Genomic DNA, 25,046 nt, shown 5'->3' with positions numbered 1-25,046 from the left:
CTCATGGCTGAGGTCGACCCGCTCAGCACCTATAACCGCAAGCGCGACTTCACCCGCACGAAGGAGCCGGCGGGCAAGCGCGGCCGCGACCGCGGCAACAGCTTCATCGTCCAGAAGCATGACGCGACCCGCCTGCATTACGACTTCCGCCTGGAAATGGACGGCGTGCTGAAAAGCTGGGCGGTGACCCGCGGTCCCAGCCTCGACCCCGAGGACAAGCGCCTGGCCGTCCGCACGGAGGATCATCCGCTGTCCTATGCGACATTCGAAGGCACGATTCCCAAGGGCGAATATGGCGGAGGCACCGTCATGCTCTGGGATGAGGGGACGTGGGAGCCGGTCCCCGGCAAGAACGCGCGCGATCTGGAGAAGGGCCATCTCCACTTCATCCTGCATGGGCAGAGGATGCGCGGCGAATGGCTGCTGATCCGGCTGAAACCCCGCGGCAGGGAGAAAGCGGAGAATTGGCTGCTGCGCAAGATCGGGGATGGCTATGCCGGCAGCGCGGAAGACCTGACCGCCCGCGAACTGACGAGCATCAGGAGCGGCCGGACCATGGGCGAAATCGCGACCGACGCGCCGGCCATATCCCTGAAGGGCAAGAAGGGAAAAGCCTTCGACGCGGCGATGAAACAAGCCGTTCGCGCAACCCCGGTCAAGCCGTCAGCCAAGGTCGGGACGCGCCCCGCGCCCGCTTTCCAGCCGCCGCAACTCGCGACGTTGGTCGATGCCGTTCCCACCGGCAATGGCTGGATGCATGAGATCAAATATGATGGCTATCGCTGCCTCCTCTCCGTGGCGGGGAAGAAGGTCAAGATTTTCACCCGCACAGGTCTCGACTGGACGGAGCGTTTCGCGGCTCTTGCGAGCGAAGTCGCCGCCATGGACCTTCCCTCCGCGTTGATCGATGGGGAGATCGTCGCACTCGACAGCGACGGAAACCCGGACTTCTCGACCCTTCAGCAGATGTTGAAGGGAGAAGCCAAGGCGGCGTTCCACCTTTTCGCCTTCGACCTGCTCCAGCTCGACGGACAGGATCTGACCTCGTTGCCCAATATCGCGCGCAAGGAAAAGCTGGCCGCTTTGCTGGGGGACGGCTCGGCGCATGTCCATGTCGGGGATCATGTCGTCGGCGCAGGGGAAAGGCTGTTCCAGGCCATGTGCGGGGCAGGGCAGGAGGGGATAGTCTCCAAGCGCGCCGACGCTTCCTATCGCGGCGCCCGCACGAAAAACTGGCTCAAGGTCAAATGCACCCGCCGCCAGGAATTCGTCATCATCGGCTGGACGCCCAGCAGCGCCAGCGGGCGCGCCATCCGCAACCTGCTGCTCGGGCAGCGGGAAGGGGAAGGGCTGGTCTATGCGGGCAAGGTCGGCACGGGTTTCAACGCCGCCAATAGCGAAGGGCTGATCGCTGCCCTGCGCAAGCGGGGACGCAAGACCGCCGCGCTGGCTGTGCCCCGCAGCGAAAGCCGTGGCGCGCAATGGGTTCGCCCCGATCTGGTCGCTGAAATCGCCTTTGCCAAGTTCACGGCGGAGAATATCGTCCGCCATGCCAGCTTCCTCGGCTTGCGCGAGGACAAGACGGCCAGCGATGTTCAACGCGAGAAAGCTATGCCAACGCCCGAAACCCGCAGTGACGTCACGATCAGCCATCCCGACCGCCTGATCTTTCCGGAGGCGAAGATCACCAAGGGCGAGCTTGCCGACTATTATGCCGCCATGGGTGCGGCAATGCTGCCCTGGATTGCCCATCGTCCGATCAGCTTGGTCCGCTGTCCGCAGGGGCGGGCGAAGAAATGCTTCTTCCAGAAACATGACAGCGGCAGTTTCGGTGATCATGTGAAGCATGTCGCGATCCGCGAGAAAGCGGGGAATGAGGAAGATTATCTCTATGTAGAAGATAGCGACGGACTTCTTGCCTGCGTTCAGATGGGGGCGATCGAATTTCACGGCTGGGGTTCCAGCGTCGCGGATGTCGAGCGGCCCGACCGCATGATCTTCGATCTCGATCCGGATGAAGGGCTGGATTTCGAGGCTGTCAAAAAGGCCGCCCGGGACATTCGGCGGGCGCTGGAGGATTTGGGACTGACCAGCTTCGCCATGCTGTCGGGCGGGAAGGGCATTCATGTCGTCGTGCCGCTGACGCCGGAGGCGGAATGGCCGCAGGTCAAGGATTTTGCCGACCGCTTCGCCCGCGCGCTGGCCGCTTCCGAACCGGATCGCTTCACGGCCACCATGAGCAAGGCGAAGCGCAAGGGCCGCATCTTCATCGACTGGCTGCGCAACCAGCGCGGCGCGACGGCCGTGCTGCCCTATGTAGTGCGCGCCAGGGAAAAAGCGTCCGTCGCCGCGCCGGTCAGTTGGGAGGAGTTGGACTCCTTCGACAGCGCCGCCCATTTCACGGTGAAGGATGCCGCCCTGTTGCTGGAACGCGCCTCTTCACGCGATCTTCGCGGCTGGGGAGAGGCGCATCAGCCGCTGCCTGCCCATTAAGCCGCGTGGACAAATTCGGCATGTCGGGAAATGGCTATTTTCTTAGCCATTGAGCGCGACGTGCTCCTGCGCAGGCAGAAGCCCAGTCCCGCCCTTGGCGGATCATCGTACCGTCTGATCTGGGCTCCTGCCTGCGCAGGAGCACGTTGCAAGAAAACGGCACAAGCAGATCCTCCGTTTCTCACACAAATCACTCAGTCCGGCGAGTCTTGAATTTGTCCACGCCGCCTGGGCAGGATTGCTGGACGCAAGATTTTCGCCGCATCCGCCTTTTCTGCGCTTGTGCTTTGTTGCATATCGGGAATCACCATGACGAAGCCGACAGAAGAAGCGCCCGAAAGCGGCGCCGCCGCCCCTTCCTCCACCACCGAAAAGACCGACATGGCCACCGCCGCGCGCAAATCGGCGGGAAAGGCGGTCTGGATGGGCACCGCGGTCGGCATCGGCTCCGCCGCGATCGTCGCGGCGCTGCTCTACGCGAACAAGAAGCGCGGCTGACTCTCCGCACCCCGCAAAAAAGAGGCGGCATGGCCTTCGCTCCATGCCGCCTCATGATGCGACCCGTTTTGGGCTCTATCCCCGCCTCGGGACGGGGAACTCCTTATCTTATCCCGCGCCGCCGCTGAGATAGGCGATCAGTTCCGGCTTGCTGACGGTCGTGCTCTTGTCCGCATCGGCCGTGACGAAGGCGCCGTCGGCCCAGGCGGTGACTTCGGCGGGCGCCAGCGACTTGCCGGTGGCCTTCATCTCCTGATCCTTGAGCGTCACCATCCAGCGCGAGAATTCCGCCTTGTCGAGCTGGCCGTCGTGATTCTGGTCATAGGCCGGGAATTCCGTATCCACGATCGACGCGACCGCATCTCCTGACGTGGCGGGCTGGGATTGATCGGTCTGCGGCGCGGCGCCCGCCTGCGCAAAAGCAGGCGTCGCGAGCAGGAGTGCCGTCGTCAAAAGACATGCGCGGATCATTGCATTCTCCAGAACGGACCGGCGGACGGCCCAACGACCGCCGGTGCGATTTTCACGTGGGATAATAGCCAAATAAAACATGCGGTTCCTGAATTTTTGTTCATCTTGCTCCGTTCATCTTCCGATTTGGCTCGTTTCGTCGCCTGATGCTGCGATTAATGGGACGAAGCACGGAAAAGCGGCGCTCCCCATGCTTCTTCATCGCCTGATTTGCCCCGGAAAGGCGGTGCTGCTAGGCGGCGCAGCGACGTTCAACTCATGCACGCAGGATTCGCCCGATGGTCCCCCGTTACGCCCGCCCGCAAATGACCGCCCTCTGGGAGCCGGAAGCCCGCTTCAAAATCTGGTTCGAGATTGAGGCGCACGCGACCGAAAAGCTGGGCGAGTTGGGCGTGGTGCCCGAATCCGCCGCCAAGGCGCTGTGGGACTGGTGGGCGACCCAGCCCGCCATCGACGTGCCCGCCATCGACGCGATCGAAGCCGTCACCAAGCATGATGTGATCGCCTTCCTGACCTGGGTGGCCGAGCAGGTGGGTGATGAAGCCCGCTTCATGCATCAAGGCATGACGTCGAGCGACGTGCTCGACACCTGCCTCGCCGTGCAATTGAGCCGCGCCGCCGACCTGCTGATCGACGATCTCGACAAGCTGCTGGAGGTGATCAAGCGCCGCGCCTATGAGCATAAGCTGACCCCGACCATCGGCCGCAGCCATGGCATCCATGCCGAGCCTGTGACTTTCGGCCTGAAAATGGCCGAGGCTTATGCGGAGTTCAGCCGCTGCAAGGCGCGCCTGATCGCCGCCCGCGCCGAAGTCGCCACCTGCGCCATTTCCGGCGCTGTCGGCACCTTCGCCAATATCGACCCCCGCGTCGAGGAGCATGTCGCGGAAAAGCTGGGCCTCGCCATCGAGCCGGTATCGACGCAGGTCATTCCGCGCGACCGCCATGCGATGTTCTTCGCGACGCTGGGCGTCATCGCCTCGTCCATTGAGCGGCTGGCGGTTGAGGTGCGTCACCTCCAGCGCACCGAAGTGCTGGAGGCGGAGGAATATTTCTCGCCCGGCCAGAAGGGCAGCTCCGCCATGCCGCACAAGCGCAATCCGGTGCTGACCGAGAATCTCACGGGCCTCGCCCGCATGGTGCGCAGCTATGCTCTGCCCGCGATGGAGAATGTGGCGCTGTGGCATGAGCGCGACATTTCGCACTCTTCAGTCGAACGCTATATCGGTCCCGACGCCACCATCACGCTGGACTTCGCGCTGGGCCGTCTGACCGGCGTGATCGACAAGCTGCTCGTCTACCCTGAGCGGATGATGAAGAATCTCGACAAGATGGGTGGGCTTGTCCACTCGCAGCGGGTGCTGCTGGCGCTGACCCAAGCGGGCGTGTCGCGGGAGGACAGCTACCGCTATGTCCAACGCAACGCGATGAAGGTCTGGGAATCGGACGGCCAGCTTTCGCTGATGGAATTGCTGAAGGCCGATCCGGACGTCGCGGCGGCGCTGACCGCCGAACAGATCGAGGAGAAGTTCAACCTCGATTATCACTTCCGCCAGGTCGACACCATCTTCCGCCGGGTGTTCGGGGAATAGGGTCGGAGTGAAATAGGCGACACGCTGAAAGGGCGCGGCAACACGCCCCGTTAGCGTGTGTTGGTTTCAAAGAACCCGGCGGTTATCGTGCTCCTGCGAAGGCACTGAAGCGAGACAAGCGGCTCGCATTCAGCCCAGTCCCGCCATTTGAACCGGACTCCTGCCTCCGCAGGAGCACGCCACATGTCCGGACCCCAGAGTCAGGCGCGCCCTTTGCCTCGCGGATGGCCGCTGGCGTCCAGTACGGTTTCCATCGCGACATAGGTGGAGGTGCTGGCGACATGCGGCAGGCTGGAGATCTTCTCCCCCAGCACTGCGCGATAACGGCGGATGTCGGCCGTCCTGACCTTCAACAGATAGTCGAAGCTGCTGGCGATCATATGGCATTCCTCGACCTCGGGAATGCGGCGGACGGCGGCATTGAATTCGTCGAGCGCCTTTTCGCGGGTGTCGGACAGCTTCACTTCGGCAAAGGCGACATGATCCATGCCGAACTTCGCCGGGTCTACGATGGCGCGGAACCCCCGAATTACGCCCGTATCGATCAGTCGGCGCAGGCGGACCTGGCAGGGCGTCTTGGAAAGGCCCACCGCCTGGGCGAGATCGGTGACGGTCATGCGGCCGTCCTCCACCAAGGCGGCGATGATCTTGCGATCGAATTCGTCCAGTTCGGTCATGGCGGGCGGATTTTTCATGGATTTTGCCCTGAAAGCGGGACGCCGCGGAAAAACCGGCGAATTTCCGATGAAAATAAATGGTCGGGGAGAGAGGATTCGAACCTCCGGCCCCTGCCTCCCGAAGACAGTGCTCTACCAGGCTGAGCTACTCCCCGACCGATAGCAGGTCCGTTTCGAGGCGGTCCCGCTGGGCAGGCCGCAGCCTATAGAGGCGGCTTTTCCGGCTGGCAAGCGGGGGAGGAGGATTTTTTTGGGCGGTTTATAAAAGCCCCGCCTCGCGGAAGCTGAAACGGGCCTGGCCGCTGTGAATCACATGGTCCGCCAGGCCGATTTCCATCGGACGCAGGCGCTTCGAGAGGGCCCGGGTCAGGCGGATGTCCGCCCAATAAGGAACGGAGCCGTTGGGCCGTCGCTGTTCGATCGCGAGCCAATGGCTGTCCCATCGAAGCAGCGCGTCCACGGCGCAGCGCCAGTCATGTGTGGCATGGAACCGGTGGAGCGGATGCCATTCATCGTCGAGGACGAGCAGTTGCAGGGAAGCGGGGTCGCGCATGCCGCCGAGCATGCCCCTGCGTCGCGCTCGCGATAGAGGAAGGATGATCCCTTTCCGAGTGGATCGGGTGCAACTTGATCCATTTCGCAGCATTTGGCGCGGGCGGATGGCTGGGCTACATGGATGTCGTTCCAGAATCATGAAAGCCTTCGCCTTGACCAGCCTGCCTTCCTCGTCCGAACCGCATTATGAGCAGCAATATCTGGACCTGATGCGGCATATCTGGCGGCATGGCGACGAGCGGATCGACCGGACGGGCGTGGGGACGCGGTCGATATTGGGCGCGACGATGCGATTTTCGCTGGCCGACGACGCCGTGCCGCTGCTGACCACCAAGCGGGTCTATTGGAAGGTCGCGGCGCGGGAGATGCTGTGGTTCCTGACCGGCGACACCAATATCCGCGAGCTGGTGCGGCAGGGCGTGCACATCTGGACCGACTGGCCGCTTGATTCGTACCGGCGCGCGACGGGAGAGGAGATCGATCGCGATGCGTTCGAGGCGCGGATCGTCGAGGATGACGCTTTCGCGGCGCGCTGGGGCGATCTTGGGCCGGTCTATGGCGCGCAATGGGTGAACTGGCCGCGCTATGAGGCGGTGGGGGACGGGCTCTACCGGAAGGCAGCGCAAGGGCATAACCAGATTGCCGATCTGGTCGAGGCGATCCGGACCAGTCCGGGGTCGCGGCGGCTGCTGTTCACCGGCTGGAACGTGGCGGAGGTGCCGCGCATGGCGCTGCCGCCCTGCCATATGACCTATCAGTTTCAGGTGGCGGACGGGCGGCTCAATGGGCTGCTGTTCCAGCGGAGCTGCGATCTGGGGCTGGGTTTCGCCTTCAATATCTTCGGCCTGTCGATGATCACGCGGATGCTGGCGCAGCAATGCGATCTGGAGCCGGGCGAGGTCGTCTGGCAGGGCGGGGACGTGCATCTCTACCTGAACCATGCCGATCTGGTGGAGGAGCAGATCGGCCGAAAACCGGATGGCGCCCCCAAATTGCGGATCAATCGGCGGCCTTCATCCATTTTCGATTATCGGATCGAGGATTTCGAAGTGGTTGATTACGCACCACAAAGGCACATCGCGGCGCCCGTGGCGGTCTGACGGCACGGGACAGGTTTGCGACGAAATGGGTCAGCAAGACTTGCCTTTGTGAGCGTTGTAACATAATAATTGCACTACGCAATATTATTGCAATGCACAAAAGGAGGCAGGATGAGCGACCGGATCGATTCGGACGCTGGAAGGGATGAGGCGGCGCCTGGATCGAGGCGCAATCTGCCTCCGCTCCGGCTGCACGTGCCCGAGCCGAAATTCCGGCCGGGCGACACCGCCGATTTCAGCGATTTCGACATTCCGCCCGCAGGCGCGCAGGCGCGCCCGGACGAGGCGGCGCAGCCGGGCGTGATGCGCGACCTGGCCTATGGGCTGGTGCGCGTGCTGGATGAGGATGGGGCTGCGGTCGGCCCCTGGGATCCGAAGCTGCCCGCCGACACGCTGCTGAAGATGTTGCGGGCGATGGCGCTGACGCGGGCTTTCGACGGGCGCATGTTCCGGGCGCAGCGGCAGGGCAAGACCAGCTTCTACATGAAGTCCACGGGCGAGGAGGCCGTCTCGATCGGCGCGGCGCTGGCCTTGGCGAGCGACGACATGTGTTTCCCCAGCTATCGCCAGCAGGGGATTTTGATCGCGCGCGGCTGGCCGATCATCGACATGATGAACCAGATCTACTCGAACAAGGGCGACCGGCTGAAGGGGCGTCAGCTTCCCATCATGTATTCCGCGCGGGAGGCGGGGTTCTTCTCCATCTCCGGCAACCTCACGACGCAATATCCGCAGGCCGTGGGCTGGGCGATGGCCAGCGCGGCGCGGGGGGACACGCGGATCGCGGCGACATGGTGCGGCGAGGGATCGACGGCGGAGGGCGACTTCCATTCGGCCTGCACCTTCGCCAGCGTCTACCGAGCGCCGGTGATCATGAACGTCGTGAACAATCAATGGGCCATCAGCAGCTTTTCGGGCTTTGCCGGAGCGGAGGCGACGACCTTCGCGGCGCGGGCCATTGGCTATGGCATTGCCGGGCTGCGCGTGGACGGCAATGACGCGCTGGCGGTCTATGCGGCGACGCGCTGGGCGGCGGACCGGGCGCGGGCCAATGCCGGGCCGACGCTGATCGAGCATTTCACCTATCGGGTGGAGGGGCACAGCACCTCGGACGATCCGAGCGCCTATCGGTCGGCGGACGAGGCAAGCCATTGGCCGCTGGGCGATCCGATCGCGCGGTTGAAGAAGCATTGCATCGGCCTTGGCATCTGGGACGAGGAACGCCACGCGGCGATGGACAAGGAGCTGGCCGAGATGGTTCGCGATGCGGCGCGGGAGGCAGAGAAGAACGGCATTCTGGGCCACGGCCTGCATCATCCGATGGAATCGATGTTCGAAGATGTGTTCGAGGAGATGCCCTGGCATTTGCGCGAACAGCAGCAGGCGATGCTGGATGAATGGAAGGCGGCTGGGCTGTGATGGTGATGACCGTGCAAACTCCTCGCCCCTTGGGGAGAGGGAAATGAGCGACATTCAGCAGATGAACATGATCCAGGCGATCAACAGCGCGCTGGACGTGATGATGGGCCGCGACCCGGACGTGGTCGTGATGGGCGAGGATGTCGGCTATTTCGGCGGCGTCTTCCGCGCCACGGCGGGGTTGCAGCAGAAATATGGCAAGAACCGGGTGTTCGACACGCCGATCACCGAATGCGGGATCATCGGCGTGGCGGTGGGCATGGGCGCCTATGGGCTGCGGCCGGTGCCGGAGATCCAGTTCGCCGATTATATCTATCCGGCGCTTGACCAGCTCGTTTCCGAGGCGGCGCGGCTGCGTTACCGGTCGGCGGGGGAGTTCATCTCTCCGATGACGGTGCGCTCGCCCTTTGGCGGCGGGATTTTCGGGGGGCAGACGCACAGCCAGTCGCCCGAGGGCATCTTCACCCATGTTTCGGGGGTGAAGACGGTGATCCCCTCGACGCCTTATGATGCCAAGGGGCTGCTGATCGCGGCGATCGAGGATAATGATCCGACGATCTTCTTCGAACCCAAGCGCATCTATAACGGGCCGTTCGACGGGCATTACGACACGCCGGCGAAGAGCTGGGCCGGGCATGAAGCGGCGCAGGTGCCGACGGGCTATTATCGGATTGCGCTGGGCGAAGCGCGGGTGGCGCGGGCGGGCGAGGCGCTGACGGTGCTTTGCTATGGCACGATGGTTCATGTGGTCGAAAATACCGTGGCCGAGATGGGCGTGGATGCGGAGATACTGGACCTGCGGACGCTGGTGCCGCTGGACATCGAAGCCATAGAGCGGTCGGTGCAGAAGACCGGGCGCTGCCTGATCGTGCATGAGGCGACGCGGACCAGCGGTTTCGGCGCGGAGTTGATGGCGCAGGTGCAGGAGCGTTGCTTCTATCATCTGGAAGCGCCGATCGAGCGCGTGACCGGCTTCGACACGCCTTATCCGCATAGTCTGGAATGGGCTTATTTTCCGGGGCCGGTGCGCATTCGCGAAGCCATCAACAAGATTTTGAAGGATTGAGGGGCTGTCATGGCGCTTTTTACATTCAGATTGCCGGACATCGGTGAAGGCATCGCGGAAGCGGAGATTGTCGGCTGGCATGTGAAGGTCGGGGATCGGGTCGAGGAAGACCAGCCGATCGCGGACATGATGACTGACAAGGCGACGGTGGAGATGGAAAGCCCGGTCGCGGGCGTGGTGATGCGTCTGGCGGGAGAGCCGGGGCAGCAGATCGCCATCGGGTCCATGCTGGTGGAGATCGAGACTGAGGGTGAGGAGACTTCTTCTTCCAAGGTCGAGGAAGCGGCTCCCGAGCCCGCCCCTATAGCTCCCCTCCCGGAACGGGAGGGGTCGGGGGAGGGCCGCGAGCAAAGCGAGCCTGTTCCCGTCGTTGAAGAAAAGCCGGCTGTGCCGGCACCCACGCCCGACCCCTCCCGTTCCGGGAAGGGAGAAGTGCTGGCCTCCCCCGCTGTCCGGGCTCGGGCGAAGGAACTGGGCATCGATCTCGCCCAGGTGAAACCCAGCGGCGATCATATCCGGCACTCCGATCTCGACGCCTTTCTGCTATATGGTTCCGGGCAAGGCTATCGCCCCGCCGGACGCTCCGCCAGGCGGGCGGACGAGGAGGTCAAGGTCATCGGTCTGCGGCGCCGCATTGCCGAGAATATGGCTGCCTCCAAGCGCGCCATCCCGCATTTCTCCTATGTCGAGGAGATCGACGTCACCGCCCTGGAGGAGACGCGCGAGCAGTTGAACGCCCATCGCGGAGAGCGGCCCAAGTTGACCATGTTGCCGTTGCTGATCGTGGCGATCTGTCGCGCTCTGCCGGAATTTCCGATGCTGAACGCGCGCTATGACGATGAGGCGGGCGTGGTGACGCGTTATGGCGCGGTGCATATGGGCATTGCGACGCAGACCGATGCGGGGCTGATGGTGCCGGTGGTCCGCGATGCGCAGGACCGCAATGTCTGGCAGCTCGCGGCGGAGATCAGGCGGCTGGCCGAGGCTGCGCGGACGGGCAAGGCGAAGTCGGAGGAATTGTCCGGCTCCACGCTGACGCTGACGTCGCTGGGTCCGTTGGGCGGGGTCGCGACGACGCCGGTGATCAACCGGCCGGAAGTCGCGATCATCGGCCCGAATCGCATCATCGAGCGGCCGGTGTTCCGGGGCAGGGAAGTGGTGCCGGCGAAGCTCATGAACCTGTCGATCAGTTGCGACCATCGCGTGGTCGACGGCTGGGACGCGGCGAGCTTCGTTCAGGCGGTGCGGAAGCTGCTGGAGACGCCGGTTCTGCTGTTTGCGGACTAGGTTTTGGGATTGGTTTAGGTGGGGAGTTGGGTGGATTCAGGACATTCCCCCTCCCGCAGGCGGGAGGGGGCTAGGGGGTGGGCTGGCGCGACATCAGCGTGAATTTTCAACGGCTAAGCTGGAAGCTCGCTGCGCTCGCACCCACCCCTAACCCCTCCCGCCTGCGGGAGGGGAATGTCTTGGATTGGCCAAATCCGGCCATCCCCCATACCCTAACGCACCGTGGCCCGATAACTGAGCCTGCCGCTTTCGCCGGGTGAAATCTCATCGGGAACGGTCCAGCGGACATGGGTGATGTCGGCGGGGATCGCGCGGCGGGTGCCGCCGAGCGCCGTCGGCAGCCATAGATCGGTGAGGCGGCCCCAATGGGCGCCGCCGTCGACCGAAACCTGCATCGCGGGATCGGAGAGGTCGAGCTGCGCGCCGCGCGGAACGGCGTTGGTGACCGCAAGGTTGCGGACGGGGCGGCTGCCTTCGTTGCGCCAGTTGACCACCAGGATGAGCTGATCGCCCGATCCGGCGCGGTCGGCGCTTTGCAGGATGCGGCGCGCGCGGCCGTTGATGTCGGTGCTGGTCCGCTCGACGAACATCTGCGTGTCCAGCTTGATGGGCTGTCGTGCCAAAGCCATTTGCGGCGCGGCCAAACAGGCCAGAGCGATCAGCCAAACCCCCGATTTCATTCCAGTCCCCCGACTCCCTGTTCTGGCCGAATGTGGCGGCTAGTGCCGAAGATTTGGTTAAGGCCTTGTTTCCCTTGCTATCCATCTGTTTCGCTGATGTAAATTGACGGCCCAAATTGACGGGTGGCGGTCGTCAGTGCACAAAAAGGGCGGCGGGCAGGGATATTTCAGGCGTGACACCTCAGGAACAGCAGGAGATCAACAGGCGGCGGGACCGGCTGTTGGCGTCGATCGCGCTGACGACCGGAATCGGGCTGGTCCTGGCCATGCCCTTCGCTCTGCGCGAGGGGGCGGAATTCTTCCTGCCGCTGACAGCCGCGCTGGTCGTCGCGATCGCGCTGGTGCCCTTTCTGGAGTGGATGGAGCGGCGGGGCGTGCCTTCGCCGCTGGCCGCGCTGACGGCGGTGATCGCCTTCCTGCTGGTGGCGAACACGGCGCTGGTGCTGATCGTCGTTCCGGCGGCGGACTGGTTCCGGCTCTTGCCCGAGCGGCTGCCCAAGATTCAGAATAATCTGGCGCCTCTGATCGATTTCTATTCGCAGCTTCAGCGTTTCGTGGATGAGACGGTGCAGATGCTGGCGACCGGACCGGTGGCGGCCGCCCAGACGGCGGCGGTGGACGCGCCGCGGTCGTTGCTGCAATTCGCGGCGACCTCCGCGCCTTCGGCCATCATCCAGATGGTGTTCGCGCTGCTCATCATCTATTTCTTCCTCGCCGGTTGGACGAAGCTGCGGCGGCGGACGATCAACAGCCGGGAAAGCTTCGATGGCGCCATGGCGGTGGCGCGGGTGATCCAGAATGTCGTGGATGCGACCTCCGCCTATGTGCTGACCATCGCCACCATCAATCTGTGCCTGGGTCTGGCGGTCGCCTTCGCGCTGTGGTTGATCGGCATGCCTTCGCCGCTGATGTGGGGCGGCATCGTCGCGCTGCTGAACTTCGTGCCCTATTTCGGGCCGATGCTGGTGGCGGTGCTGCTGGCGCTGGGCGGATTGATGGTGTTCGACGATGTGTGGAAGGCGCTGTTGCCCGCCGCGCTCCAGATCGGCTTTCATCTGGTGGAGGCGAATTTCGTGACGCCGACGATTCTCGGGCGGCGGCTGACGATGAATCCGCTGTTGATTCTGGTGTCGCTGGCCTTCTGGGGCTGGGTGTGGGGAACGCCGGGTGCCTTGCTGGGCGTGCCGCTGCTGATCATCATCCAGACCGTGGTGTCGGCCGCCGGCACGCCCGACATTGCTGGTTTTCTGTTCGAACGGGGAACGTTGACCGTCGCCCCGCGCAAAGAAAATGACGAAAGCCGTGAAACTGATGTTGCAGACAGTTGACAGGGGGAACGGGGCCGCATAGATGCCCGCCCACACCGAACGCGGGTGTAGCTCAGTTGGTTAGAGCGCCGGCCTGTCACGCCGGAGGTCGCGGGTTCGAGCCCCGTCACTCGCGCCACTTTCCTTAGCGGCAAGTGGATGGTTTTTCAGATCAGCATCGTCTGGCGGTCTTTCCTGATCGCGCCAAGATGCCGCCCTGCGCGGGTGTAGCTCAGTTGGTTAGAGCGCCGGCCTGTCACGCCGGAGGTCGCGGGTTCGAGCCCCGTCACTCGCGCCATTGCTTAAGATCGAGTGATCCTGCCGGCGGGAAGCTGGCCTTTCCTGACATTGGTGGCGTGTGCCTGGTTTTTGGGTAGTGGCTGCCATTAAGCGATACGTGCTCCTGCGAAGGCAGGAGCCCAGTCCCGCCGTTTGTGGATCATCGCATCGTAGGAAATGGGCTCCTGCCTGCGCCGGAGCACGATTCACCCGGGGGGGGCGAACATCAATATCCACGCTCCACCCATCACCGCCTTCAAAATCTCCGCCAGCGCCCGGTCTCCATCCAGGCGAGCAGGCGTTTCAGCGGCAATATCCAAATCCAGATCAGGCCGAGAAACACATAGACCACCACCTGCGCGATCATCGAGAGCCCGCCGATCAACCCCGACAGGCTGCCCACCAGCACCGCCCAGATCGCGATCAGCCCCAATATCATGAACATGCCCGCCGGTTTGCGCCAGCTTGGCTTGTAGCTGTGGCGGGGGTCTATGCTCATGCCTCTTCGCCTTCGATCAGTTCGATTTCGGTCAGAATCAGATTCAGCGGCAGATCCCAGGGGTCGGCGGGCAAGGCGTCATGCTCCTGCACCGACCAGGCCAGGCCTATGCGCAGGGCGTCGGGATAGCGCGCGAACACGCGGTCATAATAGCCGCCGCCTTGCCCCAGCCGGTTCATCGCCCGGTCGAAGCCGATCAGCGGGGCGATGATGACGTCGGGGCTTACGGGATCGCCGGCCGGCTCGGGATGGCTGGTGCCGAACAGGCCGGGGAAAAGCTGGTCCTCCGGCCGCCAGCTCAGGAAATCCATGCTGCCCAGCCGGTCGATCACGCGGGGCAGCACCAGCGTCTTGCCCATGGCTTGCAGGGGGGGCGCCAGCCGCTGCGCCGGGGCTTCGTCGTCCAGCCCCATATAGAGAGCCACGACTTGCGCATCGGCCAGCCGCCGGGCGAGGGGGGAGGGGATCACCTTGAACGCCAGCCGGTGCGCCAGCGGATCGAGCGAGGCCACGAAAGCGCGCCGCCTTTCCCGGGCGATCGCGCGCAGGGTCGCCTTTTCGGTGTCGTCGCTCATCTTGACCCTTGGACTGTGAGGAGGGTGACGGGACCGCCTCGGCCGTGTGCTGGAAAATCCTCTGACGCCTCAACGTCAGGTGGGAACCATGTAGATCGGGCCGGAACCCGCCCAGGGACAGTCCCCGTGGATGTGATTATCGCCTCAGGGATGTTCGCTAAAGCTCGTACCGCGCAGTGCCCGTCGCCTACCTATCTAGGCTTCGGGCGCTGCGGCGACAAGTCTTTCGCGCAGCTTTTCTATGCGGGTGGTGAGCGATTCCAGCGCGCGGATGGCAGGTTCGTCCTCCGGCTCCAGCGCCAGGCTCTGCTGGCGGCCGATCGCCTCGCGCTTCAGGTCGTTGAGTTCGTCGGCCAGGAAGAGCGCGGCGAACAACAGCGTGCGCACTTCGGTCAGCCCCGGCGTGTTCTGCTGCGCCAACCGCGCCTTGCGCTCGATCAGGTTGGCGAGATGCGCAAGATGCGCTTCCTCGCCGTCGCGGCAGCGTATGTCATAGACGCGCCCGGCGATATGCAATGCGGTTTCAGCCACCAGTCTGGCCCTTCAATTCGGTGATGAGACTGTCCAGCGACTGCAGCGCCGCTCGGGCAGCCGCAGCGTCAACGCCGGAGGAGGTTTCAAAGGAGGCGGCCGACGAAAAGCCGTCCACATCCTGTTCGAGCCGGTCGATCGCGCGCTCCAGCGTGCGGATCGCCTGCATCATGCGGTCGCTTGCCATGGTCCCACGCATAGACAAAGTTTTCGCCGCGCAAAAGCAGTCATTCGGCGGCTTGGCGTACCCAGGGGGCCGCCCGTGGTTGACGCCTTGTCCCTGAGTCGACAAAGGGAGCGCAAACTCGACTCGACGGCCTGAACAGGGGGCCGCTTGAAAAGCCAGGAAAGAAGCCGCTTCGATGACTGTTTCCGAAAAGTCCCTCGCCAACGCCATTCGGGCGCTTTCCATGGACGCGGTGCAGGCCGCCAACAGCGGCCATCCGGGCATGCCGATGGGCATGGCCGACGTCGCCACAGTGCTGTTCAAGGATTATCTGAAGTTCGATCCGAAGGCGCCGAAATGGGCCGATCGCGACCGCTTTGTGCTGTCGGCGGGGCATGGGTCGATGCTGATCTATTCGCTGCTGCATCTGACCGGCTATGCCAAGCCGACGATGGAAGACATCGCCAACTTCCGTCAGCTCAGCAGCCCCTGCGCCGGGCATCCTGAGAATTTCGAGCTAGCGGGCGTGGAAGCGACCACCGGGCCGCTGGGGTCCGGCCTTGCCACTGCGGTCGGCATGGCGATTGCCGAACGGCATCTGAATGCGCAGTTCGGGGACGACATTGTCGACCACCGGACCTGGGTGTTGGCCGGCGACGGCTGCCTGATGGAAGGCATCAACCATGAAGCGATCGGTCTGGCGGGGCATCTGAACCTGGGCCGCCTGATCGTGCTGTGGGACGATAACAAGATCACCATCGACGGCTCGATCGACCTGTCGAGCAGTGAGGATGTACGGGCTCGTTACGCCGCGACCGGCTGGCATGTCGTGTCCTGCGACGGGCATGACGTGGCCGATGTGCGCCGCGCCATCGATGAAGCGCTGGCCGATCCGCGTCCGTCGCTGGTCGCCTGCGCCACCAAGATCGGCTATGGCGCGCCCAACAAGGCGGGCACTTCGGGCGTTCATGGTTCGGCCCTGGGCGAGGCGGAAGTCGCTGCGGCCCGCGAGTTCCTTGGCTGGACGGCTGAGCCTTTCGTCATTCCCGAGGATATCGCCGCCGCCTGGCAGGCCATTGGCGCCAAGGGCGGCGACGCCCATGCGGCCTGGGCGGATCGCCTTGGCTCCAACGCGCAGAAGGCGGAGTTCGAGCGGCGCATGGCTGGCGACCTGCCCGCCGATTTCTCGCTCGACGCCTATATCGACACGCTGATCGCCAATCCGCAGAAGGTCGCGACCCGCAGGGCGAGCGAACTGGCGCTGGGCGCGATCAACGACCTGCTGCCCGAAACGCTGGGCGGCTCGGCGGACCTCACCGGCTCCAACAACACCAAGACCAAGTCGACCGGACCGCTGACCAGGGACGATTATTCGGGCCGCTATGTCTATTACGGCATTCGCGAATTCGGCATGGCCTGCGCGATGAACGGCATGGCGCTGCATGGTGGCGTCATTCCCTATGGCGGCACTTTCCTGGTCTTCTCTGACTATATGCGTGGCGGCATCCGCTTGGCCGCGCTCCAGCAGATCCGCGCCATCCATGTGTTGACCCATGACTCCATCGGTCTGGGCGAGGACGGTCCGACCCACCAGCCGATCGAGCATGTCATGTCGCTGCGCATGATTCCCAATCTCGACGTCTATCGTCCGGCGGACATCGTCGAGACGGCGGAGTGCTGGGAACTGGCCTTGAAGGATGCGACCGGCCCGTCGGTTCTGGCGCTGACCCGCCAGAACCTGCCGCAGCTTCGCACCGAGAAGGCGGGCGAGAATCTGTCGGCCAAGGGCGCCTATCGCCTGAAGGCCGCGACCGCCGAGCGCAAGGTGGTGCTGATCGCCACCGGATCGGAGGTGGAGATCGCCGTCGCCACCGCCGCGCTGCTGGAAGAGCAAGGCATCGGCGCGGACGTCGTTTCCATGCCGAGCTGGGCGCATTTCGACGCGCAGCCGCAGGCGTATAAGGATGATCTCCTTCCGCACCATGTCCTGCGCGCCTCGATCGAGGCAGGGACGACCTTCGGCTGGGAGCGTTATGTCGGCATCGCCGGGCTGCGCTTCGGCATCGACACGTTCGGTGCATCGGCCCCTGCGGAAGTGCTTTACGATCATTTCGGCCTGACCGCCGCCAAGATCGCGCCGCAGATCGCTGCGGCACTCGACTGAAATTCAAACCAACCGGGAGACAAGAGCAGTGGCAACGAAGGTAGCAATCAACGGTTTCGGCCGCATCGGCCGTCTGGTCGCCCGTGCGATCCTGTCGCGGACCGACCATGATCTGGAACTGGTGAGCATCAACGACCTGGGCGATGCCAAGTCCAATGCCCTTCTGTTCAAGCGCGATTCCGTGCACGGCAACTGGGCCGGCGAAGTCAGCGTCGACGGCAATTTCCTGGTCGTCGACGGCAAGCGCATCGCCGTGACCGCTGAGCGCGACCCCGCCAAGCTGCCCCACGCCGCGCAGGGCGTGGACATCGCCCTGGAATGCACCGGCATCTTCGCGGACAAGGAAAAGGCCAGCGCGCATTTGACCGCGGGCGCCAAGCGCGTCGTGATCTCCGCTCCGGCGACCGGCGTCGACAAGACGGTGGTGTTCGGCGTCAATCATGAGACGCTGACCGCCGACGACATCGTGATCTCGAACGCGAGCTGCACCACCAATTGCCTGGCTCCTCTCGCGAAAGTCCTGCACGACGCAATCGGCATCGAGCGCGGCTTCATGACCACGATCCACAGCTACACCAACGATCAGAACACGCTGGACCAGCTCCACAAGGACATGCGCCGCGCCCGCGCCGCTGCCCTGTCGATGATCCCGACCACCACCGGCGCCGCCCGCGCCGTGGGTGAGGTGCTGCCGGAGCTGAAGGGCAAGCTGGACGGCTCGTCGGTGCGCGTGCCGACCCCGAACGTCTCGGTCGTCGACCTGAAGTTCGACGCCAAGCGCACCACCACCGTGCAGGAAGTGAACGAGCTGCTGAAGGCCGCTTCGGAATCCGGCCCGCTCAAGGGCGTGCTTGGCTATTCGGACGAGCCGCTGGTGTCGATCGACTATAATGGCGATGCCCGCAGTTCGACCGTCGACAGCCTGGAAACGGCGGTGATCGACGGCACGCTGGTGCGCGTGCTGAGCTGGTACGACAATGAATGGGGCTTCTCGAACCGCATGATCGACACGACCGGCGTCGTGGCGAAGTTCCTCTAAACGACACGAACCCCGCCGGACCGCTCCGGCGGGGTTTTTCATCCAATTCCACGCGCTACAGGGAGCGATCATGGCAAAGCCGTTCAAGACACTCGACGACATGGGGGACATCACGGGCAAGGTGGTGCTGGTGCGCGAGGATCTGAACGTGCCGATGCAGGATGGCTCCGTGTCGGACGACACCCGCCTGCGCGCCGCCATGCCGACCGTGCTGGAATTGGCGGATCGCGGCGCGAAGGTGCTGATCCTCGCTCATTTCGGTCGTCCCAAGGGGCAGAAGAACCCGGAATTTTCGCTGTCCAAGATCACCCGGCCGCTGACTCAGGTGCTGGGGCGCGACGTGCAGTTCATCCCCGACTGTCAGGGTGAGGCGGCGGTCGACGGCATCGCGGTGATGCGCAACGGCGACATCGCCATACTGGAAAACACCCGCTTCCATGCCGGCGAGGAAAAGAATGATCCCGCGCTGGCTGAAGCGATGGCGGCGATCGGTGATCTGTACGTCAATGACGCCTTCTCCGCCGCGCACCGCGCCCATGCCTCGACCGAGGGGCTGGCGCACAAGCTGCCTGCCTTTGCCGGGCGCTCGATGGAGAAGGAACTGGACGCGCTGCAAGCGGCGCTGGGCGAACCGGTGAAGCCGGTCGCGGCGGTCGTCGGCGGCGCCAAGGTGTCGACAAAGCTCGACGTGCTGAACAACCTCGTCGCCAAGGTCGATCATCTGATCATCGGCGGCGGCATGGCCAACACCTTCCTCTATGCGCGCGGCGTCGACATCGGCAAGTCGCTGTGCGAGAAGGATCTGAGCGAGACGGCCGAGGCGATTTTCGACAAGGCCGAGGCGGCTGGCTGCACCATCCACCTGCCCTATGATGTGGTGGTGTCGAAGGAGTTCGCCGCCAATCCGCCGTCGCTGCGCACCTGCAACGTCCATGAAGTGGCCGAGGACGAGATGATTCTCGACGTCGGCCCGGCGGCGGTCGAGGCGTTGGGCGATGCGCTCAAGAACTGCCGGACTTTGGTATGGAACGGCCCGCTGGGCGCGTTCGAGATCGCGCCCTTCGACAAGGCGACCGTGGCGTTGGCCAAGACGGCCGCCGCGCTCACCAAGGAAGGCGGGCTGACGTCCGTCGCGGGCGGCGGCGACACGGTTGCGGCGCTCAACCATGCGGGCGTAGCGGGCGATTTCAGCTTCGTTTCGACCGCTGGCGGCGCTTTCCTCGAATGGATGGAAGGCAAGGAATTGCCGGGCGTCAAGGCGCTGATGGCCTAACCAGATTGCGGAGCGCGCCTTGGAGAGCGGCGCGCCTCGCTCGAACATGGGCGCTGTGCAAGGGCGTCCTTCCCCATAGACGCGCTGCCGGGAGGGCGGCGCATCCAACCAAGAGGTATGTGCAGATGCAGTTCGAGGACATGAAGGCGAAGATCGAGGGCGGCAACGGCTTCATCGCGGCGCTCGACCAGAGCGGCGGTTCGACGCCCAAGGCGCTGAAGGGCTATGGCATCGAGGAAGACGCCTGGACCAACGAAGAGGAAATGTTCGGCCTGATTCACGCCATGCGGTCGCGGATCATTACCTCGCCGGTCTTTTCGGGCGAAAAGGTGCTGGGCGCGATCCTGTTCGAGCGCACCATGGACGGTGAAGCGGGCGGTCAGTCCGTGCCGCAAGCGCTGATCGAGCGCGGCGTGGTGCCCTTCATCAAGATCGACAAGGGTCTGGAGGACGAGGCGAACGGCGTTCAGTTGATGAAGCCCAATCCGACCCTCGACACGCTGCTTCACCGCGCCAAGGCTTTGGGCGTGTTCGGCACCAAGGAGCGTTCGGTCATCAACCTCGCCAATCGCGAGGGCATCGCCGCCGTCGTCAAGCAGCAGTTCGAGGTCGGCCAGCAGGTACTGGCCGCCGGGCTGGTTCCGATCATCGAGCCGGAAGTCAACATCAAGAGCCCCGAGCGCGCCGAAGCCGACCAGATTCTGCTGGAGGAAATCCTCAAGAATCTCGACGCTCTGCCCGGTGACGACAAGGTGATGCTGAAACTGTCGCTGCCGGTGAAGGCCGGGCTGTTCGATCCGCTGGTCGACCATCCCCGCGTGCTGCGCGTCGTGGCGCTATCGGGCGGCTTCTCGCGCTCGGAAGCCTGCGTCGAACTGGCCAAGAATCGCGGCATCATCGCCAGCTTCAGCCGCGCTTTGCTGAACGACCTGCGTCACCAGATGAATGATGATGAGTTCAATGCCTCGCTGGGCGAAGCGATTGACGAGATCCACGGCGCTTCGACCCAGAAGGCGGCCTGATCTGCGATGACGGCGGCTGCGGGCGCTGGTAAAGCGTCCGCGGCCGCCGTCATGCGGTTGGTCGGCGCTCGACGTGCTCCTGCGAAGGCAGGAGCCCAGTTCCGACACCAGATAATTGCCGCAGCGTGTGGCCTAGGTTCTCACGAGCCGCCTGTCTCGTTCGAGCGCCTTCGCAGGAGCACGGTTCGGCCAAAACTAACCGCCCTCCGTCAACTCCCTCAAGATGCGCGCATCAGCAATGGCCTGCGCATCATAATCATTGTTGAAATAGGCCCAGACAGTCCGCCCCTCCCGGCTCTGCGCCTTCATCCATTCGGCCCAGTCCGCCAGCCGCTCGCGCGAATAGCCGCCGCGATATTTCCCCGTCGTGCCGTGGAAGCGGACATAGGCGATGGAGCCAATGCCCAGCCGGGGGCTGACCGACCCCGGCATGTCGTGCACGCAAAAGGCGCCGCCGTGGCGCTTCAGCACTGCGTAGACCTCGTCCACATACCAGCTTGAATGGCGGAACTCGAAGACGGGAACCGGATGGCGCGGCACGATGCGGAGGAAATCCTCCAGCCTCGCCAGGTCGAACGTGAAATGCGGCGGTAATTGATAGAGAATAGGGCCGAGACTGGCGCCGAAATGCGCGAACGACGCCATCATCCTTTCCAGCGGCTCCTCGCAATCCTTGAGCTTCTTCATCTGCGTCAGATAGCGGTTCGCCTTGGCCGCATAGCAAAAGCCCTTTGGCGCCTGTTCGCGCCATTTATCGACCGTTTCCGGCGCGGGCAGGCGATAGAAGCTGTTGTTGATCTCCACCGTGTCGAACTGTTCGGCATAGAAGGCGAACCAGTTTTTCGCCGCCAGCTTCTCCGGATAGAAGCGCCCGCGCCAATCCCGGTAATTCCATCCTGAGCAACCGATCCTGATCATGGGGAAGGAACGCCGGCGCGGCGAGATAGGCTCCGCTCTTTCCCAAGGCGGATGAATCCGGCTAAGGCGGGTGCATGACCGATTTCACCGACGAGGAACTCGCCCTCGACCCGAATTTCGCGGACCGTTTCGAGCAGGGCTTTCGCCCGGCCTGTCAGCTTTACCTGATCTCGCCGCCGGTGATCGAGGCGGGCTTTGTCGACAATCTGGCGGCTGCGTTCGACGGGGGCGGCGTCGCGGCCTTCCAGTTGCGGCTGAAGGGTTTGGATGAGGACGCTATCGCCCGCGCCGCCGAGCCGCTCCAGAAACTCTGCGCGGATCGGGATGTCGCCTTCATCGTCAACGACAGCATGACGCTGGCCAAGCGGCTGGGCGCGGACGGGGTGCATCTGGGGCAGGGCGACGGCGATCCGAAGGAGGCGCGCAGGTTGCTGGGGCCGTCGGTGCAGATCGGCGTCACCTGTCACGACAGCCGCCATCTGGCGATGGAAGCGGGCGAGGCGGGGGCGGATTATGTCGCCTTCGGAGCCTTTTATCCGACCACGACCAAGGAAACCCATCATCGGCCCGATCCGTCGATACTGGGCTGGTGGACGGCGCTGTTCGAACTGCCCTGCGTCGCCATTGGCGGGATCACGGCGGAGAATGCCGCGTCGCTGGTGAAGGCGGGGGCGGATTTTCTGGCGGTGAGCGGGGCGGTGTGGGGCCATCCGCAAGGGCCGCGGGCGGGCGTGGCGGCGTTTGGCGCGGTGTTGAAGGGCGAGTAAGCAAACCGCCGTGCTCCTGCGACCCGAAGGGCTGCGCAGCCAACGCAGGAGCCTAGTCCAGACGTAGCGATGGCAAATCGAGGACGGAACTGGGCTTTCACGAGCCATTTGTCTCGTTCGAGTGCCTTCGCAGGAGCACGGCCGGAAGCTGGGCCACCGCAGGAAAACGGAGCAGGCAGCTTTCCCGCACTTTGAGCGTTTTCTCTTCCACAATCGGGAGAGTATCGTCTTGAAAAACCATGCCCTGATCCTCGCGCTGCTATGCGCAGCCTGCGACATGACCGTGACGGAAGCGAATGAGAGCGGCGGGTCGAATGCCGCTTCCCCTCAGGCGAAGGAGGCCGCGCCTCGGCCCGCCGCCCCGGCCGCTGATCCCTACGCCTTCGTCATCGTCCCGGAACCGGCGGGAGCGCCCGCACGAGTAGAGGCAGTGCTCCAGGCGCAGGTGGCGCTGGATCGGGCGGGCTTTTCGCCGGGCGTGCTGGACGGGAAGGAGGGCATGTCCTTTACGACCGCGCTCAAGGGCTTACAGGAGGCGAGGGGACTGCCGCCGACCGGGCAATATGACGCGGCGACGGCCAAGGCGCTGCTGGGCGAGCGGCCGCAGCCCGCGACCTGGCTGGTGAAGATTCCGGCGGGATTCGCCAAGGGGCCATTCTTCGCGGTTCCCAAGGATTTGAACGATCAGGCGAAGCTGCCTGCGCTGGGCTATCGCAATCTGCTGGAGAAGCTGGCTGAGCGGTTCCACACCCGGCCGGAGGCGCTGGTGGCGCTCAATCCGCCGAACACGAAGGTTGGGGCAGGGGCCACCGTCCGCGTCCCCGCCATCGCCAACCAGCCGGTGGCGCGGATCGAGGGGGACGAGCGCGGCTGGGGCGAGACGCTCGCCAGTCTGGGCGTCGCCAAGGACCAGCCGCAGGCGGACCATATCGTCGTCGACAAGTCGGACGGGGTGCTCCGCGCCTATGATGCGCAGAACCGGCTGATCGCGCAATTTCCCGCCACCATGGGGTCGCAGCATGATCCCCTGCCGATCGGAACATGGGAAATCAAGGGGTTGAGCCGTAATCCTGACTTTCATTATAATCCCGATCTGTTCTGGGATGCATCCTCCACCGATCAGAAGGCGGTGCTGAAACCCGGTCCCAATGGCCCGGTAGGCGTGGTGTGGATCGACCTTTCCAAGCCGCATTACGGCATTCACGGCACGCCGGAGCCGCAGACCATCGGCCGGACGGAAAGCCATGGCTGCATCCGCCTCACCAATTGGGACGCGGCGCGGCTGGCGCAGATGGTGCAGTCCGGCGTCAAGGCGGTGTTCGAGTTATGAGTGCGCGCGGCTGGGCCGGGTTAGGGCTGGCCGTCCTGTTCGGCGCTGTTTTTCTGAAGTTTTGCGTGCGGATCGTGCCCGACGATGGGCCGGTTCCGCCGCCTGCACGACCCGCCGCGGCGGAGGCGGGGGCCTTGTTGATCCCGGTGGAGGGCGTGCCGCCGACCGCGCTCAGCGACACTTTCACCCAGGCGCGGGCAAGCGGGGCGAGGCCGCATGACGCGATCGACATCATGGCGGCGCGGGGACGGGCCGTGCTGGCGGCGGCGGATGGGCGGATTGAAAAGCTGTTCTGGAGCGAGGAGGGCGGGCGGACCGTCTATCAGCGCTCCCGGGACGGGCGGAGCATCTATTATTACGCGCATCTGGACGGCTATGCGCCGGGTCTGGCGGAGGGGCAGGCGGTGCGGCGCGGGCAGCGGATCGCCAGCGTCGGCAGCACGGGCAATGCCGATCCGGCGGCGCCGCATCTGCACTTCGCGGTGCATGCGATGGGGCCGGGCGAAGCCTGGTATGGCGGGCGGCCGGTCAATCCCTACCCCTTGCTGGCGAAACCGCGATAGGCCGCTCCCCCTTGCCCTTTCGGCCTCAGCCATGTAAGGGCGCGGCCAGCCTCCAGAGGCCGGCTCTTTTCACCTTCAGACATATAGGCAGGCTCTTCCCATGAAGATCAGCGGCGTCGAGATTCGTCCCGGCAACAACATCGAATATGACGGTAGCCTGTGGCGCGCCGTGAAGATCCAGCACACGCAGCCCGGCAAGGGCGGCGCCTATATGCAGGTGGAACTGAAGAACCTGATCGACGGACGCAAGAACAATGTCCGCTTCCGCTCGGCCGAGACGGTCGAGCGCATCCGCCTCGACACCAAGGATTTCCAGTATCTCTATGCAGAGGGCGACATGCTCGTCTTCATGGACACGGAGACCTATGAGCAGATCAATCTGCCGCAGGACCTGATCGGTGATGCGGCCGCCTTCCTGCAGGACGGCATGATGGTCATCCTCGAAATGTATGAAGAGCGCCCGATCAGCGTGCAACTCCCCGAAACCATCGAAGCGACGGTTGTTGAGGCCGACGCCGTGGTGAAGGGGCAGACCGCTTCGGCCAGCTACAAGCCCGCCATCCTCGACAATGGCGTGCGCGTCATGGTGCCACCGCATATCGTCACTGGCACGCGCATCGTCGTTGATGTCTATGAGCGCGAATATGTGAAGCGCGCGGACTGATATTAAATGCTCCCCTCCCGCAAGCGGGAGGGGCTGGGGGTGGGCGGCGAGCGTAAGCTAGCTTCCTGCCCTTTCCCTTTTTAGAGTGCCGCTATTGCGGCATGCCCACCC

At 64.2% G+C, this 25,046-nt stretch carries 25 protein-coding genes and 3 tRNA genes; 18 read left to right on the top strand and 10 right to left on the bottom strand.

All coding sequences use genetic code 11. The features are described from left to right. Window positions 1–3 precede the first annotated feature (3 nt). Both ligD and HUK72_RS06510 read left to right on the top strand, forming a co-directional pair. Window positions 4–2,493 (top strand): DNA ligase D, encoded by a 2,490-nt coding sequence (gene ligD / locus HUK72_RS06515; RefSeq protein ID WP_176596058.1) that lies wholly within the window; start codon window positions 4–6, stop codon window positions 2,491–2,493. Window positions 2,494–2,802: 309 nt separating this feature from the next. Next, window positions 2,803–2,991, top strand: a complete 189-nt coding sequence (locus HUK72_RS06510; RefSeq protein WP_176596057.1) for a hypothetical protein — start codon at window positions 2,803–2,805, stop codon at window positions 2,989–2,991. Between the two features lie 108 nt (window positions 2,992–3,099). On the opposite strand, the gene HUK72_RS06505 is transcribed toward HUK72_RS06510, so the two are convergent. Next, window positions 3,100–3,462, bottom strand: a complete 363-nt coding sequence (locus HUK72_RS06505) for an EF-hand domain-containing protein (protein ID WP_255325630.1) — start codon at window positions 3,460–3,462, stop codon at window positions 3,100–3,102. 278 nt (window positions 3,463–3,740) lie between these two features. Here HUK72_RS06505 and purB point away from each other — a divergent pair, with 278 nt between their 5' ends. Further along, window positions 3,741–5,054, top strand: coding sequence for an adenylosuccinate lyase (gene purB / locus HUK72_RS06500; protein WP_176596055.1), 1,314 nt, complete (start codon window positions 3,741–3,743; stop codon window positions 5,052–5,054). Window positions 5,055–5,254: 200 nt separating this feature from the next. On the opposite strand, the gene HUK72_RS06495 is transcribed toward purB, so the two are convergent. The 3 genes from HUK72_RS06495 to HUK72_RS06485 all read right to left on the bottom strand — a co-directional run bounded on the left by HUK72_RS06495 (window position 5,255) and on the right by HUK72_RS06485 (window position 6,284). Continuing rightward, the gene (locus HUK72_RS06495; protein WP_176596054.1) at window positions 5,255–5,749 is read right to left on the bottom strand and encodes an Lrp/AsnC family transcriptional regulator; all 495 of its coding nucleotides are present in this window, start codon (window positions 5,747–5,749) and stop codon (window positions 5,255–5,257) included. A gap of 60 nt (window positions 5,750–5,809) precedes the next feature. Beyond that, window positions 5,810–5,886: transfer RNA gene (locus HUK72_RS06490), tRNA-Pro, on the bottom strand. Between the two features lie 104 nt (window positions 5,887–5,990). Further along, a complete protein-coding gene (locus tag HUK72_RS06485; RefSeq protein ID WP_176596053.1) occupies window positions 5,991–6,284 on the bottom strand; it encodes a JAB domain-containing protein in 294 nt (97 codons plus the stop codon). A 139-nt stretch (window positions 6,285–6,423) separates the two neighbouring features. Here HUK72_RS06485 and thyA point away from each other — a divergent pair, with 139 nt between their 5' ends. From thyA to HUK72_RS06465, 4 genes are all read left to right on the top strand, one after another. Next, entirely contained in the window at window positions 6,424–7,386 is a 963-nt protein-coding gene (thyA, locus tag HUK72_RS06480) for a thymidylate synthase (RefSeq protein ID WP_176596052.1), read from the top strand. Between the two features lie 111 nt (window positions 7,387–7,497). Continuing rightward, window positions 7,498–8,805 (top strand): 3-methyl-2-oxobutanoate dehydrogenase (2-methylpropanoyl-transferring) subunit alpha, encoded by a 1,308-nt coding sequence (locus tag HUK72_RS06475; RefSeq protein WP_176596051.1) that lies wholly within the window; start codon window positions 7,498–7,500, stop codon window positions 8,803–8,805. A gap of 61 nt (window positions 8,806–8,866) precedes the next feature. Beyond that, entirely contained in the window at window positions 8,867–9,871 is a 1,005-nt protein-coding gene (locus tag HUK72_RS06470) for an alpha-ketoacid dehydrogenase subunit beta (protein WP_176597766.1), read from the top strand. A 9-nt stretch (window positions 9,872–9,880) separates the two neighbouring features. Then, on the top strand, window positions 9,881–11,158 hold the full coding sequence (locus HUK72_RS06465) for a dihydrolipoamide acetyltransferase family protein (protein WP_176596050.1): 1,278 nt from the start codon (window positions 9,881–9,883) through the stop codon (window positions 11,156–11,158). Window positions 11,159–11,370: 212 nt separating this feature from the next. Here the strand turns inward: HUK72_RS06465 and HUK72_RS06460 are convergent, their stop codons facing one another. Beyond that, the gene (locus HUK72_RS06460) at window positions 11,371–11,838 is read right to left on the bottom strand and encodes a hypothetical protein (protein ID WP_176596049.1); all 468 of its coding nucleotides are present in this window, start codon (window positions 11,836–11,838) and stop codon (window positions 11,371–11,373) included. A gap of 173 nt (window positions 11,839–12,011) precedes the next feature. On the opposite strand from HUK72_RS06460, the gene HUK72_RS06455 reads away from it, so the two are divergent. The 3 genes from HUK72_RS06455 to HUK72_RS06445 all read left to right on the top strand — a co-directional run bounded on the left by HUK72_RS06455 (window position 12,012) and on the right by HUK72_RS06445 (window position 13,443). After that, window positions 12,012–13,166 carry an AI-2E family transporter gene (locus HUK72_RS06455; protein WP_176596048.1) on the top strand — a complete coding sequence of 385 codons (1,155 nt, stop codon included), beginning with the start codon at window positions 12,012–12,014 and terminating at the stop codon, window positions 13,164–13,166. 41 nt (window positions 13,167–13,207) lie between these two features. Then, window positions 13,208–13,284 (top strand) — tRNA-Asp (locus tag HUK72_RS06450). A gap of 82 nt (window positions 13,285–13,366) precedes the next feature. Next, window positions 13,367–13,443 (top strand) — tRNA-Asp (locus HUK72_RS06445). Between the two features lie 237 nt (window positions 13,444–13,680). Here the strand turns inward: HUK72_RS06445 and HUK72_RS06440 are convergent. The 4 genes from HUK72_RS06440 to HUK72_RS06425 all read right to left on the bottom strand — a co-directional run bounded on the left by HUK72_RS06440 (window position 13,681) and on the right by HUK72_RS06425 (window position 15,201). Next, the gene (locus HUK72_RS06440) at window positions 13,681–13,923 is read right to left on the bottom strand and encodes a DUF2842 domain-containing protein (protein WP_176596047.1); all 243 of its coding nucleotides are present in this window, start codon (window positions 13,921–13,923) and stop codon (window positions 13,681–13,683) included. Beyond that, window positions 13,920–14,498, bottom strand: a complete 579-nt coding sequence (locus tag HUK72_RS06435) for a 5-formyltetrahydrofolate cyclo-ligase (protein ID WP_176596046.1) — start codon at window positions 14,496–14,498, stop codon at window positions 13,920–13,922. Before HUK72_RS06435 ends, HUK72_RS06440 begins: the two co-directional genes overlap by 4 nt. A 195-nt stretch (window positions 14,499–14,693) precedes the next feature. Next, the gene (locus HUK72_RS06430; protein ID WP_176596045.1) at window positions 14,694–15,029 is read right to left on the bottom strand and encodes a cell division protein ZapA; all 336 of its coding nucleotides are present in this window, start codon (window positions 15,027–15,029) and stop codon (window positions 14,694–14,696) included. After that, window positions 15,022–15,201 carry a hypothetical protein gene (locus HUK72_RS06425; protein ID WP_176597765.1) on the bottom strand — a complete coding sequence of 60 codons (180 nt, stop codon included), beginning with the start codon at window positions 15,199–15,201 and terminating at the stop codon, window positions 15,022–15,024. Before HUK72_RS06425 ends, HUK72_RS06430 begins: the two co-directional genes overlap by 8 nt. Window positions 15,202–15,391: 190 nt before the next feature. On the opposite strand from HUK72_RS06425, the gene tkt reads away from it, so the two are divergent. From tkt to HUK72_RS06405, 4 genes are all read left to right on the top strand, one after another. Beyond that, window positions 15,392–17,359: a transketolase gene (gene tkt / locus HUK72_RS06420; RefSeq protein WP_176596044.1), complete on the top strand. Its 1,968-nt coding sequence runs from the start codon at window positions 15,392–15,394 to the stop codon at window positions 17,357–17,359. Window positions 17,360–17,387: 28 nt separating this feature from the next. Further along, window positions 17,388–18,398 carry a type I glyceraldehyde-3-phosphate dehydrogenase gene (gene gap / locus HUK72_RS06415; RefSeq protein WP_176596043.1) on the top strand — a complete coding sequence of 337 codons (1,011 nt, stop codon included), beginning with the start codon at window positions 17,388–17,390 and terminating at the stop codon, window positions 18,396–18,398. A gap of 70 nt (window positions 18,399–18,468) precedes the next feature. Next, window positions 18,469–19,671: a phosphoglycerate kinase gene (gene pgk / locus HUK72_RS06410; RefSeq protein ID WP_176596042.1), complete on the top strand. Its 1,203-nt coding sequence runs from the start codon at window positions 18,469–18,471 to the stop codon at window positions 19,669–19,671. A 125-nt stretch (window positions 19,672–19,796) separates the two neighbouring features. Beyond that, the gene (locus HUK72_RS06405; RefSeq protein ID WP_046764492.1) at window positions 19,797–20,693 is read left to right on the top strand and encodes a fructose bisphosphate aldolase; all 897 of its coding nucleotides are present in this window, start codon (window positions 19,797–19,799) and stop codon (window positions 20,691–20,693) included. A gap of 195 nt (window positions 20,694–20,888) precedes the next feature. Here HUK72_RS06405 and HUK72_RS06400 read toward each other — a convergent pair whose 3' ends face one another. Further along, window positions 20,889–21,611 carry a DUF72 domain-containing protein gene (locus HUK72_RS06400; protein ID WP_176596041.1) on the bottom strand — a complete coding sequence of 241 codons (723 nt, stop codon included), beginning with the start codon at window positions 21,609–21,611 and terminating at the stop codon, window positions 20,889–20,891. A 74-nt stretch (window positions 21,612–21,685) separates the two neighbouring features. Between HUK72_RS06400 and thiE the strand changes: the two genes are divergently transcribed. The 4 genes from thiE (at window position 21,686) to efp (ending at window position 24,935) form a co-directional block, all read left to right on the top strand. Next, on the top strand, window positions 21,686–22,378 hold the full coding sequence (thiE, locus tag HUK72_RS06395; protein WP_176596040.1) for a thiamine phosphate synthase: 693 nt from the start codon (window positions 21,686–21,688) through the stop codon (window positions 22,376–22,378). A 229-nt stretch (window positions 22,379–22,607) separates the two neighbouring features. Further along, window positions 22,608–23,708, top strand: a complete 1,101-nt coding sequence (locus HUK72_RS06390) for a L,D-transpeptidase family protein (RefSeq protein ID WP_176596039.1) — start codon at window positions 22,608–22,610, stop codon at window positions 23,706–23,708. Further along, on the top strand, window positions 23,705–24,271 hold the full coding sequence (locus HUK72_RS06385) for a M23 family metallopeptidase (protein WP_176596038.1): 567 nt from the start codon (window positions 23,705–23,707) through the stop codon (window positions 24,269–24,271). The genes HUK72_RS06390 and HUK72_RS06385 overlap by 4 nt, the downstream gene beginning before the upstream one ends. 100 nt (window positions 24,272–24,371) lie before the next feature. Beyond that, entirely contained in the window at window positions 24,372–24,935 is a 564-nt protein-coding gene (efp, locus tag HUK72_RS06380; RefSeq protein ID WP_176596037.1) for an elongation factor P, read from the top strand. Window positions 24,936–25,046: the final 111 nt, after the last annotated feature.

The sequence above is a fragment of the Sphingobium sp. 15-1 genome, assembly GCF_013375535.1.
GTDB lineage: Bacteria > Pseudomonadota > Alphaproteobacteria > Sphingomonadales > Sphingomonadaceae > Sphingobium > Sphingobium aromaticivastans.
The sequence above is the reverse complement of the archived record's forward strand: the minus strand, read 5'-3'. Positions and strand labels throughout refer to the sequence as shown.

Excerpts from the sequence above, each read along its gene's own strand:
- ligD (WP_176596058.1), top strand. The coding sequence starts at position 4 with ATGGCTGAGGTCGACCCGCTCAGCACCTATAACCGCAAGCGCGACTTC.
- HUK72_RS06510 (WP_176596057.1), top strand. The coding sequence starts at position 2,803 with ATGACGAAGCCGACAGAAGAAGCGCCCGAAAGCGGCGCCGCCGCCCCT.
- HUK72_RS06505 (WP_255325630.1), bottom strand. The coding sequence starts at position 3,462 with ATGATCCGCGCATGTCTTTTGACGACGGCACTCCTGCTCGCGACGCCT.
- purB (WP_176596055.1), top strand. The coding sequence starts at position 3,741 with ATGGTCCCCCGTTACGCCCGCCCGCAAATGACCGCCCTCTGGGAGCCG.
- HUK72_RS06495 (WP_176596054.1), bottom strand. The coding sequence starts at position 5,749 with ATGAAAAATCCGCCCGCCATGACCGAACTGGACGAATTCGATCGCAAG.
- HUK72_RS06485 (WP_176596053.1), bottom strand. The coding sequence starts at position 6,284 with ATGCGCGACCCCGCTTCCCTGCAACTGCTCGTCCTCGACGATGAATGG.
- thyA (WP_176596052.1), top strand. The coding sequence starts at position 6,424 with ATGAAAGCCTTCGCCTTGACCAGCCTGCCTTCCTCGTCCGAACCGCAT.
- HUK72_RS06475 (WP_176596051.1), top strand. The coding sequence starts at position 7,498 with ATGAGCGACCGGATCGATTCGGACGCTGGAAGGGATGAGGCGGCGCCT.
- HUK72_RS06470 (WP_176597766.1), top strand. The coding sequence starts at position 8,867 with ATGAACATGATCCAGGCGATCAACAGCGCGCTGGACGTGATGATGGGC.
- HUK72_RS06465 (WP_176596050.1), top strand. The coding sequence starts at position 9,881 with ATGGCGCTTTTTACATTCAGATTGCCGGACATCGGTGAAGGCATCGCG.
- HUK72_RS06460 (WP_176596049.1), bottom strand. The coding sequence starts at position 11,838 with ATGAAATCGGGGGTTTGGCTGATCGCTCTGGCCTGTTTGGCCGCGCCG.
- HUK72_RS06440 (WP_176596047.1), bottom strand. The coding sequence starts at position 13,923 with ATGAGCATAGACCCCCGCCACAGCTACAAGCCAAGCTGGCGCAAACCG.
- HUK72_RS06435 (WP_176596046.1), bottom strand. The coding sequence starts at position 14,498 with ATGAGCGACGACACCGAAAAGGCGACCCTGCGCGCGATCGCCCGGGAA.
- HUK72_RS06425 (WP_176597765.1), bottom strand. The coding sequence starts at position 15,201 with ATGATGCAGGCGATCCGCACGCTGGAGCGCGCGATCGACCGGCTCGAA.
- tkt (WP_176596044.1), top strand. The coding sequence starts at position 15,392 with ATGACTGTTTCCGAAAAGTCCCTCGCCAACGCCATTCGGGCGCTTTCC.
- pgk (WP_176596042.1), top strand. The coding sequence starts at position 18,469 with ATGGCAAAGCCGTTCAAGACACTCGACGACATGGGGGACATCACGGGC.
- HUK72_RS06405 (WP_046764492.1), top strand. The coding sequence starts at position 19,797 with ATGCAGTTCGAGGACATGAAGGCGAAGATCGAGGGCGGCAACGGCTTC.
- HUK72_RS06400 (WP_176596041.1), bottom strand. The coding sequence starts at position 21,611 with ATGATCAGGATCGGTTGCTCAGGATGGAATTACCGGGATTGGCGCGGG.
- thiE (WP_176596040.1), top strand. The coding sequence starts at position 21,686 with ATGACCGATTTCACCGACGAGGAACTCGCCCTCGACCCGAATTTCGCG.
- HUK72_RS06385 (WP_176596038.1), top strand. The coding sequence starts at position 23,705 with ATGAGTGCGCGCGGCTGGGCCGGGTTAGGGCTGGCCGTCCTGTTCGGC.
- efp (WP_176596037.1), top strand. The coding sequence starts at position 24,372 with ATGAAGATCAGCGGCGTCGAGATTCGTCCCGGCAACAACATCGAATAT.